A 12,007-nucleotide genomic window follows, 5' to 3' on the forward strand; every position below is an offset into this window, starting at 1 on the left:
AGGCTCAGGGCAGGGGGATGTTGAGCCCATGCCGTCCGCCTAGGGTCACGACGGCTGCCACTATCAGCGGCAGGACCAGCAAGAGGGGGCGGCGTTCACCCAGCATGAGCGCCACGACGATCCCGGCACCGGCGGCCCCGAAAAAGAACCCGACCTGCGGCATCGCCCAAAGCGCCGCTGCGCTGCTTGCGGTGACGGCCAGGACGCGGCCGAGCCGGACGGGATTGCCAAGCGGGACATCGTCGGAGCGCAGGCTCAGGACAAGGCGGAGCGCCACGACCGCCGCCAGCAGCCACAGGGCAAGGCGGGGAAAGCTGCGCGCGTCCGGTCCGGAGGCGCCAAAGCCGAACACCTGGATCTGGCTGTCGAGACTGTAAAGCCCCCAGGCCGCTGCCGCCAGCAACAGCCCGGCGGTCAGCATCCGGAAGCCGGGGCGGGCGACCCCGCCCCCGTGGCCGTTGGTGCTCAATTTCCGAGATCCTTGGCGATCTCGCGGTAGGCGGCAAAGTTCTCCTCGATCGTCGCCGCGAGATTTTCGCCCGACATGATCCGCACCGGTTGGCTGAGATCGGTCATGAAGGTCTTGAACCCATCCGACGAGGCCACCTCGGTGAAGGCGGATTCAAGCTTGGCGATGATCGCGGGATCGGTGCCGGCGGGGGCCATGATGCCGACGATCGACGGGAATTCCGCGGCCAGCCCTGCCTCTTTCAGCGTCGGGGCATCGGGGAAGTCCGGGTCGTTTGTGCCGTCAAGCACGCCCAGAAGGCGCAGCTGACCGTCCTGCACAAGGTCACGATAGGCCGGAACCAGTGCCGCATCCACGTGGCCGCCCAGCACCGCCGCGGTCGCCTTCGAGGCACCGTCGAAGGGCACGTGCTGCAGCATCGTGCCGGTGTCCTTGGCAACCGAGGCGAAGGCCAGGTGCGCGCCGCCCATGGCGCCCGCGGTGCCATAGGTCACGGCGCCGGACTTGGCGCCCTCGATCAGCGCGTCGAGCGTGTCGTAGGGGCTGTCCGCCGGAACCACGACGCCGTGGAACGGGCCGGAGTAGTTCAGGATCGGGATGAAGTCGGCCAGCGTGTCATAGCCTACATCGCGCAGCGCCGGGGTGACGAAGGACGGCGACGAGGTCGTCGCGATCAGCGTGTAGCCATCGGGCTCGGCCGACGCGACGGAGCGCATCGCATTGGTACCGCTTGCGCCGGGCTGGTTTTCCACGACGATGGGCTGCCCGAGGATTTTTTCGGCCATTGTCGCCATCTGACGCGCCGAAATATCGGTGGTGCCACCCGCCCCATAGGGTACGACAAGGGTGATCGGACGGGTCGGGTAATCCTGCTGCGCGACGGCGGCAAGCGGCGTGATCGCCATCCCGGCCAAAAGGGCCAAGGTCGAACGGCGTGTGTATCTCATGGTATCCTCCCAAGGATCGAAAGTGCTGGCCGATGGCCGCGGCAGTCGGCTGAAAACCTGCTGGCCGTCGGTGCGTCGATGCGCGGCTTACAGTCCGGCCTCCCACCGGATGGCCAATCATGACCTTAATTATTTTTTACTAAAAGCGTTAAAAACTTAAGCTTATAAACAGATATTCTTCACCAGATGTTCTGTCAAAGTGGGGAAGGGAAGGCGGCCACTTGTCCTGATTACACCTCGACTACCTGTGGACAAGTCTTGGATTCACTCTTTTTCGGAGCCACCTTTTCAACTCACTGCACCCAGCCTTGGGCTTAGGTGAACCAGGCATTCCCAAAGCCTATTTCACTGCCATGTCGCGCTGCAAAAACTGCAGAGACCAATGAAGCCTTCATCGGTCTTCGAAGACGGGAGAGCACCGGTTTACACCGCGATGGAAAATGCTCACAAGTTTTGCGACGTTCCGTTGTTGCGCATAGCTGTCATTTGTCTAAGGCGCAGAGAACGACCGTTTGCCGCCCCCTTCATCTGACTTCGCAACTGCGGCGTAAGATGGGCAAGTCGGCGAACGAGAGGCTGGACTCGCGTCCGCTCTTGAAACTTGGACGCCCCGTTTCCGCCGCGGACTTCCGTGTCTGTCCGGTTCGGGTAAGTTGCCCCCTACCTTAGCCAAAGGCGGGTTCGCCGATGGAAAGTGCTGTGCCCTTCGAGTTGCTCGTGCGCCTAGGTCTGTTTCAGTGACAAGGTTCGCTTCGTGCGCTCAGCGGCCACTTTGGGCTTCGGCGCGCACTGCCGCAGCCCATCGACCTCGCCGGGCAGGTGATGCGGTGGCGGGTGTCTGACTTGGAAGCCATCCTGATCGGCGCCGTTCCCGGCGAAGGCTTCGAGACATGAAGAAGTTGGAGCTTCCCTATCTGGACACCATCACCGTGAAGCGGCACACCTACCACGACTTTCGGAAAGGCAAGACAAGGGTTCGGCTCAAGGCGGCGCCCGGCAGCGAAGCCTTCCTTCGGGAGTACTGACATGTTCGTCGCGGGCAACCTTCTGCCGCGTCCCGTACAACCTGGGACCAGCTAATCGCAAGCTGCTATCAAAGCTCAAAGTACAAGCGCCTCGGCAAGGGAACCGCAGCCAACTACAGACGGCATTGCGAAGCGATCCGTGAGAAGAACGGTGCAAGAGACGTCCGTTTTTTCCGTCGGAAACACGCCATCGAGGCCCGCGATGCACTGCAGGACACGTGGTCAAAGGCCAACGAACGTGTGGCCGTTCTCTCAATCCTCATGCGTCACGCCGTTGACCTCGAATAGTTCGGCCGAAACCCGGTCGTGAACGTAGAGAAACTGACGGGCGGCGAGTATGAGCCATGACCCGAGGGCTCGCTGAAAGCGTTCGAGGCAGCGTGTGCGGCCTCCAGCGTGGAGCGCATTGTATCTGAGCTGGCCGACGCGGGCGTCGATATGCGAGACATCCAGGCCGTGACCGGCCACAAGACGCTCTCGATGGTTCAGAAATACACCACCCAGGCGGACCAGAAAGCAGCATCCAGACGAGCGCAAACCGCACGGGAACAGAGCGAAAACGAAACAGGAAAGTGCTAACAAAGTGCCAAACCTGACCGCTCGATCAGGGCGCAGAATCTCCAGCTCAGAAATTCTTCTCGCAAAATCAATATGGTGCGGGTGAAGGGACTCGAACCCCCACGCCAAAGGCGCCAGAACCTAAATCTGGTGCGTCTACCAATTCCGCCACACCCGCGATCCGCACCCCTGTTAGCAAAGCGCAACGATCAAGGCGAGGGGGAATCGTCGCCTCGGAACAGGCTGTGACATTAACCGGATCTTATCCTGAGCTCGGTAACAGTTACGGGGGTAGGAAGCAGCAAGGCAGCGCCCATGGGATCGAAAATGGAGGCGAATAGGGTCCGGTGTGACGATGGAACCCGGGCGGGCAGATCAATCTCCGCGCGTCATGTCGGGCAGTAGTCCGCTCTCAACACCTCATCACGGGCATGGCCTTGCTTACGATGCACGGGGCGCTTCCGGTGATGTGGCGACCGGGTCATCATCCGCGGCAGCGGTAGCGTGACGTTTCGCGATGTGCAGCATCGCAGCGCGTGGGTGAGACTTGTCTCGGGCCGGGCGGAAACACTTGGTATGTCGCGCCCCTGCAGCGACACAGTTCTTCACGCGGGACAGGAGAGCCTCGTGCGGCACTGGCGGGCAAAGGTGCTCTTCGGCGCTGACCTCACGCTCGTTTACACTGAACGGCTGGCGGATGGCGAATTCATCCGGGTCATCGGTACGCGCGCGGTGGAAAGTGATTGAGCTGGCATTCGATGTTCCGCACATCCTTTGCGGCGACGGGCTGGAACTGGTCTCGGGGCCATTGTCAGGACTTGACGGTCTCATGCGGCGGGGCGGTCACGTCGGCCTGTCTCGGTACGGGGGATTCGTGCGGACTTGGTGCCCAGGTGAGCGGGGAACTCTATCTTGCGACAGCTCTGCTCTGAAGTGGTCACCGGCGCTTCAGGGCTCAGACAGGGCGCGGACAGAGGCTGGGACTGTGGTCGGACTTAGACCATGGTTGGGCCGGCACGAGTGGCCGTGCCGGGACCGTGGTTGGGCCGGGAAGAGGGGCCGTGCAGGGAAGCGTGTTCGAGCAGTGAGCCGTGGCCGGTCATGGTCGGATCGGGGTTCAGCCCTGTGGCGTCATGCCGGGGCGTGCCCTGTGGCGCACCAGCCCAAGGTAGCGTTCGCGCAGGATGAGCGAGACGCCGGAGGCGACAACCACTGCCGAGCCGAGCAACATCATCGCCGTCGGTACTTCGGCAAAGAACACGTACCCAATGAGGATCGCGAAGAGGATCGAGGCATAGTCGAACGGGGCCAGGAGCGCCGCCTCGGCCCCCCTGTAGGCGGAAGTCAGGCAGATCTGCGCGACGCCTCCGATGATTCCGACCATCACGAGGATGCCGAACTCTGTCATGGATGGCATGACCCAGCCGAAGGGCAGGGTCAGCAGGGCCAGCACCGTCGAGGTGAGAGAGAAATAGAACACGATGGCCGAGGTTTGTTCGGTGCGCACCATGCGCCGAATGTGGATCTGCACCAGCGCCCGGAACACCGCAGAGGCAAGAATGAAGCCCACCCCGGTCAGGGCGCGGGCGTCGACCTCGCCCAAGGTAAGCAACGGCCACATCACCAGGCCGACGCCCAGCAGACCGCAGACCACCGCTGAAATCCGGAACAGGCGCACCCGTTCGCCCAGTAGCAGCGCCGCGAAGATCACCGTGAGGGGCGGCGCGGCATAGCTCAGCGCTGTTACCTCGGGCAGGGGCAGCAGCACCAGCGCGGCGAAATTGCAGCCCATGGCCGACACACCCACCACGCCGCGCAGGGCGTGGGCCACGAGGTTGTTCGCCTTGAGCCCCGTGCCCAGGTCGCCGCGCCACAGCAGCCAGACGATAATCACCGGCAGGGCAAAGGCCGATCGGAAGAACACCACCTCGCCGGTGGGAACCTCGGGGACCGCCTTCACGAGCGAGGCCATGATGACGAAGAGGATGACCGAAGCCAGCTTCAGGGCGATGCCGCGCAGGGGGGTCATGGAATCCTCTTTGATGCCGGACCGGGATGGCCTGAACATCGGATACGCCCATAACGGGAGGCGGCGCAACCGCCTCACGCCTGCGTTAGCCGGTCTTGGTGCAGTGGCGGCGGAAGGCGCGCTTGAGCATGTCGAGTTCGGCGCGCAGCAGGGCCATCTCGGCCCGGATGTCATCGCCAAGCGCCTCGCCCGCGATCAGGGTGAAGCTGCCCAGCACTTCGTCGCTCGCAGCATCGAGGATGAGGAAGGTCTGCACCCCGTCTCCCAGCGCCTCGACCGGCACCGGCACCTCGAGCGACCAGCGCCCCGGCTCGGAGCTTTGGGCGACTGTGATGCCGCGTACCGGGGCGTCGTGCAGGGTGACGGCGATCTCGGGCGGGGCGGTGGTGTCCGTGGCGGACAGCAGCCCTTCCCAGGTGCCTTCGAGGAACCGCGTCTTGGTCAGGGTGTAGGCGCTCATGTCATGCTCCGTGCCTGGTGCCGCGCTCAGAACTCGGCCCGGGGGCTGCGGCTGAAGGTCAGGTCCCGCAGGATGACCTGGTTCATTTCGGGGCCCTCAAAGATGAGGTCGACCCACATGCGGTCGACCCGCTTTTCGTTGAGCCGGGTGTAGGCCAGGTCGAACTCGACCACGGTGTTCTCTTCGTTGAGGGGCAGTTCGCGCACGATCTGTTCTGTGTTCGGCCCGTGGCGGATGTTGAGCCGGGCAAAGATCTCGAGCGGTTTTTCCATCTCGACGATGGTCTCGAGCCGCAGCAGGTGCTTGCGTTTCAGGCCGGCACAAGCCTCGTCCGGCAGGTCTACGGCCAGCGACAGATAGGACCCGTCAAAGCGGAACACGTCGAGCCGCAGCCCGAAGGCGGCGATGTCCTGTTCGCGGGTGTTGCGCAGCTGGCGCAGGGCGATCTCAGAGAAGGCGCAATCGTGGAACAGCGCCACTTCCGAGCCCAGCCTCGATTGCGACACAACCGACGAGATGCCCTTTACGGGCAGCGGGCCGCACCAGAGCTCGGGGCGCCACGCCCAGTCTGATTCCGCCGGGCGGGGGAAGGACTGGTTGCCGATCACAGGCAGGGCAAGGCGGGCATCGGCGACATGGATCAGCCGGTCGAGCCGCTGGCGCAGGGCACGCGCGGCGCTGCGCTGGCGGCGGAGCAGGCCGAGATCCGCCTCGCCCGCGTCGTCCGCAGCCCGCGACCATCGCCGAAGCGTTGCCGCCGCAAGCCTGCGCCCCAGCCATCCGTCCTGCCTTGGTGCCATCGGCGGTTCCCGTTTCCCTGTCCCGGCGTGTCCGTGGTGCGACGCGTCCCTGTTCGGGCATCCCCGGTGCGCGCGTGTCAGTCGGACGGGCCGATCCTTTCATCGAACAGCCGGGCGGGCAAGCCGGCTTGCTTGCCTGTTGCGGGGCCAGTCGCACGGCCAGTCGAAGGATTCGCCAGGAAAGCCCTTGCGCCAGGCGCACTGTCCTGCGCACGGCGCGGCGAGGCGGCGACGATGCTGTCGCGGACCTGCCGCAGCATCTGCGCGCCGGTGCCAGCAGCCATGCGGCTGCCCTCGGGCGCATAGAGCGCCAGCCCCACCACGTGGTTGTTGAGCACGAAAGCCGCCCGCCAGTAGCGTGGATCGCCGCCCTCGAGCAGCTCGTTGCCGCCGGCGCCCAGCTGGGCAAGGGTGATGTCTCCGCCATTCTCACCGCCGGCGTAGGGGTGCCCTACCTCTTCGGCCAGAAGCCGGGGCGAGGGCAGAACCGGCGCGCCTTCGAACGGGCCGGTGGTGACGGTCACCAGCACCGGCTCGACGAAATCGCCGCGCTCGCCCCCGGAGAGGATGTTGCATGACGCGATCATGGCAAAGCTGCGGGCGCTGCCTCGGGGCAGGGTCTGGGGGTCGACGCAATAGTTGCGCGGACCGGCCACCACCACGTCGCCACCGGCCAGCGTGGCCTGTTTCAAGGGCGCGTCGCCGACGACTTCGGTGCAGGCGGCAGCCGACAGGGCTGTGACAAGGATCATGCCGAATGCCGCCATTCGGCGGGCCAATCCCGTGCCCTGCATCGTTTTCGTCCGCCCGTGCTGCTGAAGTCCGCCTCGAAGCAGATACCGAAGGGCCTGACGCGAAACAAGAAAGGAATCCCGCTGGCTTGCGGGGCAGCGCTTGTGCGGGGGGCGGAGGGGCTTAGATACCAAACCGAAGTGCCCAAGCCACGGCGGATGTCCATGTCCTATCAGCCCCTGTCCCTGATGACCGCCGCGGCGCGCAAGACCTCGCTGCCTAGGCTGTGCCTCGGGGTCCTGGTGATCGTTGTCGCAAGCGTGGCACTGCAGCAGGGGTTATTTTCGCTGCCGCGCCTGTTCCTGTCCGAGGACGGTTATGCCGATTTCCTGGGCAGAATGCTGTCCGGGGACAACCCGGCCGGGCTGTTCGTGATGCTGCTGACCATGGGCACGCTGGGCCTTGGCTGCTGGGTGGCGGCGCGCTTGGTGCATGGCCGCCCCGGGCGCAGCCTTGGTGGGCCGTGGCCGCTCGGGGTGGCGCAGTTCCTGAGCTGCGCGGTGATCCTCGTGCCGCTCTATCTCGGGATCGGGGCGGTGCAGTCGCTGCCCATGTCGGGCGAGATGCTGCCGGGGCTGCCCGCTGGCCAGTGGCTGATGCTGCTGATCCCGACCCTGCTGGCGCTGCTCATCCAGACCGGCAGCGAAGAGCTTCTGTTCCGGGGCTACCTGCAATCGCAGCTGGCCGCCCGGTTGCCGCATCCCGCCGCATGGCTGATCCTGCCCTCGGCGCTGTTCGCTCTGGGGCACTATGCACCTGGCGTCTACGGCGGCAACGCGCTGCTGGTGGCGCTCTGGGCGTTTGTCTTCGGGCTTGCGGCGGCTGACCTTACCGCGCGGTCGGGGACCATCGGCCCGGCGCTGGCGCTGCATTTCGCCAACAACCTGCTCGCCATCGCCGTGGTATCGCCGCAGGGGCAGATGTCGGGCCTCGCCCTGTGGCAGCTGCCCTTCGATGCCACCGACGAGGCGGCCATGCTGGGTGTGCTGCCACTCGATCTTCTGGGCATACTCGTGGGCTGGCTGGCCACCCGCCTGGCGCTTCGTGTTTAACCGCCTTTGGTGCTACGGGCTGAGCGCCTTTGGCGCTACGGGCTGACCGCCTTTGGCGCTACGGGCTGAGCGCCTTTGGCGCTACGGGCTGACTGCTTCAATCGGTGCTTATCCGAGCGCATGATTGCAATCCTGCGCCACCCGTCATAAGTGGTGCCGCGAACGCAGCTTCAAGAGCGCATGGCATGAACTGGATCACCAACTACGTCCGTCCCCGGATCAACTCGATCTTCTCGCGTCGCGAGATGCCGGACAACCTTTGGACCAAGTGCGACAACTGCGGCACGATGCTGTTCCACCGCGAGGTGACGGACAACCTTGGTGTTTGCACGAACTGCAGCCACCACATGCACATCACGCCGCGTGCCCGCTTTACCGCGCTGTTCGACGGCGGCGTGTTCTCGGAAATTTCGGTGCCCGAGCCGGTCGCCGACCCGCTGCAATTCCGCGATCAGAAGAAATACCCCGACCGCATGAAGGCGGCGCAGAAATCCACCGGTGAACGCGAGGCGATGCTGGTCGCCGCCGGCGAGATCGGTCGTACGCCCGTGGTCTGTGCCGCGCAGGATTTCAGCTTCATGGCCGGGTCCATGGGCATGTACGTGGGCAACGCCATCATCAAGGCGGCGCAAGAGGCGAAGAAGCTCAAGCGCCCGCTGGTGCTGTTCTCGGCCGCAGGCGGCGCGCGCATGCAGGAAGGCATCCTGAGCCTCATGCAGATGCCGCGCACGACGGTGGCGATCCAGATGCTGCGCGAGGCGGGTCTGCCCTATATCGTCGTGCTGACCCACCCCACCACTGGCGGCGTCACCGCGTCCTACGCCATGCTGGGCGACGTGCAGATCTCCGAGCCGAACGCGCTGATTTGCTTTGCCGGACCGCGCGTGATCGAGCAGACCATCCGTGAGAAGCTTCCCGAGGGCTTCCAGCGCGCGGAATACCTGCTCGAGCACGGTATGCTCGACCGGGTGACCGACCGCCGCGAGATGCGCGAAGAGCTGGTGACGATCCTGCGTATGCTCATGCAGATGCCCCCCGCGGTGCATGGCGAACTGCCTCCCCCGGGCGATCTGTCGGTGCCCGCCGAGGACGAGCCCAAGGAATGACCGGGCAGGGATCGACGGGGCAGGGCTCCGACGTCATCCTGCAGCGGATGCTGTCCCTGCATCCCAAGATCATCGACCTGACGCTTGACCGGGTCTGGCGGCTTCTAGACGCGCTTGGCCATCCCGAACGCGACCTGCCCCCGGTGATCCATGCCGCCGGGACCAACGGCAAGGGTTCGACCCTCGCCATGATCCGCGCGGGCTACGAGGGGGCGGGGAAATCCGTCCACGCCTATACCTCGCCGCATCTCGCGCGCTTCCACGAACGCATCCGCGTTGCCGGTGAGCTGATTTCCGAAGCAGACCTGACGGCGGTTCTGGATGAATGCTGGCAGGCCAATGGCGGCATCAGCATCACCTATTTCGAGATCACCACCTGCGCCGCTTTCGTCGCCTTCGCCCGCACCCCTGCGGACGTGACGCTGATGGAGACCGGGCTTGGCGGCCGGCTGGATGCGACCAACGTGTTCGAGGCCCCTGCGCTGACCGTGCTGACGCCGATTTCACTCGACCACCAGCAGTACCTGGGTGAGACGCTTGCCGCCATCGCTGGCGAAAAGGCTGGCATCCTGAAGCGCGGCGTGCCCTGCGTCGTCGGTCCCCAGCCCGAAGAGGTGATGGAAGTGATCGAGGCCCGCGCTGCGAAGCTTGGCTACCCGCTCATCGCGCACGGCCAGCAGTGGCATGCGTGGGAAGAACGTGGCCGTCTGGTGTTCCAGGATGAGAACGGCCTTCTGGACCTGCCGCTGCCGAACCTGCCCGGCGCTCACCAGATCGAGAACGCGGGTGCCGCGATTGCCGCCCTGCGCCACCTTGGGTTCGGCGCAGATGCCTGCGAGGCCGCCGTCACCCGCGCAGAGTGGCCCGCCCGGATGCAGCGGCTAAGGCACGGCCCGCTCGTGGACGCTGCGCCCGAAGCGGACCTGTGGCTTGACGGCGGGCACAACCCGGCAGCGGGCGAGGCGCTGGCGCGCCACCTCGGGCGGCTGCCCGACCGCCCCACGCACCTGGTCTGCGGCATGCTCAACACCAAGGACATCGGCGGCTACCTGCGCCCCATGGCACCCCATGTGGCCAGCCTGACCGCCGTGTCGATCCCCGGCGAGCAGAACACCCTGCCCGCCGAGGATACTGCCGAGGCCGCCCGGGCCGCGGGCATGCAGGCCGGCACCGCCGCGTCCGTGTCCGATGCGCTTGCGGGCATCATCGCGAAGGACCCGCAGGCGCGGGTGCTGATCTGCGGCTCGCTCTACCTTGCGGGCAATATCCTTCGCGAGAACGGCTGAGGCGATCAGGGGAAGACGTCGCTGACGGCCCCTCCTGCCTGCCCCCTCCCGCCCCGCCTGCATGGCAACTCTCTTGGCAGCACTTCTGCGCATCAGCCCTCGATATTGACTGAATCCGTGCCTTGGCCCTATATCTTGGCCCGTTCGGATCGGTTTTCCGGGCTGTAGCAGGATGCGGGCGCGAGGCGCCCGAGGTATGAGTGTGAGGGCGAGCAAATGATCAAGGGTGCAGGCCTCGCCGCGCTGACGTGCCTATCGGCAACCGCCATCGCCGCTGATCCCACTCGCATCAGCTCTGGCATCACATCGGCCACGGTTGCCATCGCGGGTGAGACATCGACCATCAGCCGTGACGGTGCCGCTTGTCCCCCGGCCTGCATTCAGCCCATGATCGCCGCCGAGGGCATCGCCACCATCGGTGAGCTCGAAGTTCTGGCGTTTCTCGAGGGGGCCGTGACGAACGGCACCGGCCTGCTGCTCGACACCCGGTTGCCGGGCGCCTACGCTGCCGGAACCCTGCCGGGTGCGGTGAACGTGCCCGAACCGACGCTTCAGGGCTCCAACCCCTATCGCAGTGACCTGTTGTCGGCGCTCGGCGCGCGGGGGAGCGATTTCTCGGGGGCGTTCGAGCTGGTGCTGTTCGCCGGTGGTGCCGATGGCCCCGAAGCGGGGGAGGGGCTGCGCGCGTTGCTCGAGGCAGGGTATCCCGCCGCACGGCTGCGCTACTATCGCGGCGGACTGGCTGCGTGGCAGGCGCTTGGGCTCAGCGTCTCGGCAGGACAGTGAGGGCGCGCGCATGATCCGGATGGTACTCTTGTCGCTGGCGTTCCTCGGGGTGACCGCGGCGCTGCTGGTGGTCCAGTCAGGTTATACCGAACGGCGTGGATCGGAGGGCAGGGCGCCCGAGGTGACCCGCGCGAGCCTGCTGTCCGAAACCGTCGGCACGCCCGAGGCTCGCGACACCGCGCCCGTGACACCCGAGGCCATGCCGTCCGATGTCGACCGGATCGTCGCACAGGCCCTCGCCGCCACGCCGGAGCCGGAGCCCGTGCCGCCGACCGTCTTGCCAGAGGCATCCCCGGTCCTTTCGCCGCGGGGCGATCTTGATGACGATGCCCTGCGGCAGATGACCTGGGCGACCATGGCGCGGCTCAACGAGGCAGCGGGCCGGTCCGCCGCGCCGGGCCTGCCTGGAAGCCTTCTTCACACCATTGTCCAGCGTTCCCTTAGCGGGCAGGCGGCATCCAAGGTTGCCCCGGAAACCTACGAGGTCCAGCCCGGAGACAGCCTCGCCGGGATTGCCAAGAAGATCTATGGCGACATCAACATGAGCGGCCCGCTGTTTGCCGCCAACCAGCAGCTGCTTCAGCGCCCCGATGACCTGAAGGCCGGCCAGAGGCTGAGCTTGCCGCGGCAATAGGCACAGACATACCACACTTGGTGGTAGTTTGAAAAAGTGGACATCATATCACTTGACCCCATC

The 12,007-nt window shown here is 65.6% G+C and carries 13 protein-coding genes and 1 tRNA gene; 7 read left to right on the forward strand and 7 right to left on the reverse strand.

The window, feature by feature from the left end:
* Positions 1 to 4: 4 nt before the first annotated feature.
* The gene (locus tag IEX41_RS08045; protein WP_188789735.1) at positions 5 to 469 is read right to left on the reverse strand and encodes a tripartite tricarboxylate transporter TctB family protein; all 465 of its coding nucleotides are present in this window, start codon (positions 467 to 469) and stop codon (positions 5 to 7) included.
* Positions 466 to 1,416, reverse strand: a complete 951-nt coding sequence (locus IEX41_RS08050; RefSeq protein ID WP_188789736.1) for a Bug family tripartite tricarboxylate transporter substrate binding protein — start codon at positions 1,414 to 1,416, stop codon at positions 466 to 468. Before IEX41_RS08050 ends, IEX41_RS08045 begins: the two co-directional genes overlap by 4 nt.
* Before the next feature lie 890 nt (positions 1,417 to 2,306).
* Between IEX41_RS08050 and IEX41_RS21690 the strand changes: the two genes are divergently transcribed.
* On the forward strand, positions 2,307 to 2,441 hold the full coding sequence (locus tag IEX41_RS21690; protein WP_277874168.1) for a hypothetical protein: 135 nt from the start codon (positions 2,307 to 2,309) through the stop codon (positions 2,439 to 2,441).
* A gap of 652 nt (positions 2,442 to 3,093) precedes the next feature.
* Here IEX41_RS21690 and IEX41_RS08055 read toward each other — a convergent pair.
* Positions 3,094 to 3,177, reverse strand: a tRNA-Leu gene (locus IEX41_RS08055).
* Between the two features lie 398 nt (positions 3,178 to 3,575).
* Between IEX41_RS08055 and IEX41_RS08060 the strand changes: the two genes are divergently transcribed.
* A complete protein-coding gene (locus IEX41_RS08060; protein WP_188789737.1) occupies positions 3,576 to 3,746 on the forward strand; it encodes a hypothetical protein in 171 nt (56 codons plus the stop codon).
* Between the two features lie 370 nt (positions 3,747 to 4,116).
* On the opposite strand, the gene IEX41_RS08065 is transcribed toward IEX41_RS08060, so the two are convergent.
* The 4 genes from IEX41_RS08065 to IEX41_RS08080 form a co-directional block, all read right to left on the reverse strand.
* Entirely contained in the window at positions 4,117 to 5,028 is a 912-nt protein-coding gene (locus tag IEX41_RS08065) for a DMT family transporter (RefSeq protein WP_188789738.1), read from the reverse strand.
* Between the two features lie 85 nt (positions 5,029 to 5,113).
* Positions 5,114 to 5,488, reverse strand: a complete 375-nt coding sequence (locus IEX41_RS08070; RefSeq protein WP_188789739.1) for a hypothetical protein — start codon at positions 5,486 to 5,488, stop codon at positions 5,114 to 5,116.
* A gap of 26 nt (positions 5,489 to 5,514) precedes the next feature.
* Positions 5,515 to 6,288, reverse strand: coding sequence for a DUF6478 family protein (locus IEX41_RS08075; protein ID WP_188789740.1), 774 nt, complete (start codon positions 6,286 to 6,288; stop codon positions 5,515 to 5,517).
* Between the two features lie 77 nt (positions 6,289 to 6,365).
* Positions 6,366 to 7,040 carry a dihydroxy-acid dehydratase gene (locus tag IEX41_RS08080; RefSeq protein ID WP_188789741.1) on the reverse strand — a complete coding sequence of 225 codons (675 nt, stop codon included), beginning with the start codon at positions 7,038 to 7,040 and terminating at the stop codon, positions 6,366 to 6,368.
* Positions 7,041 to 7,244: 204 nt separating this feature from the next.
* Here IEX41_RS08080 and IEX41_RS08085 point away from each other — a divergent pair, with 204 nt between their 5' ends.
* The 5 genes from IEX41_RS08085 to IEX41_RS08105 all read left to right on the forward strand — a co-directional run bounded on the left by IEX41_RS08085 (position 7,245) and on the right by IEX41_RS08105 (position 11,944).
* Complete coding sequence (locus tag IEX41_RS08085; RefSeq protein ID WP_188789742.1) at positions 7,245 to 8,132, forward strand: CPBP family intramembrane glutamic endopeptidase; 888 nt, start codon at positions 7,245 to 7,247, stop codon at positions 8,130 to 8,132.
* A gap of 185 nt (positions 8,133 to 8,317) precedes the next feature.
* The gene (gene accD, locus IEX41_RS08090; RefSeq protein ID WP_188789743.1) at positions 8,318 to 9,238 is read left to right on the forward strand and encodes an acetyl-CoA carboxylase, carboxyltransferase subunit beta; all 921 of its coding nucleotides are present in this window, start codon (positions 8,318 to 8,320) and stop codon (positions 9,236 to 9,238) included.
* Positions 9,235 to 10,524: a bifunctional folylpolyglutamate synthase/dihydrofolate synthase gene (locus IEX41_RS08095; protein WP_229673054.1), complete on the forward strand. Its 1,290-nt coding sequence runs from the start codon at positions 9,235 to 9,237 to the stop codon at positions 10,522 to 10,524. Before accD ends, IEX41_RS08095 begins: the two co-directional genes overlap by 4 nt.
* 216 nt (positions 10,525 to 10,740) lie before the next feature.
* Positions 10,741 to 11,310, forward strand: a complete 570-nt coding sequence (locus tag IEX41_RS08100) for a rhodanese-like domain-containing protein (protein ID WP_188789744.1) — start codon at positions 10,741 to 10,743, stop codon at positions 11,308 to 11,310.
* A 10-nt stretch (positions 11,311 to 11,320) separates the two neighbouring features.
* Complete coding sequence (locus tag IEX41_RS08105; protein WP_188789745.1) at positions 11,321 to 11,944, forward strand: LysM peptidoglycan-binding domain-containing protein; 624 nt, start codon at positions 11,321 to 11,323, stop codon at positions 11,942 to 11,944.
* Positions 11,945 to 12,007: the final 63 nt, after the last annotated feature.

It is taken from the genome of Salipiger pallidus, assembly GCF_014643635.1.
GTDB lineage: Bacteria > Pseudomonadota > Alphaproteobacteria > Rhodobacterales > Rhodobacteraceae > Salipiger > Salipiger pallidus.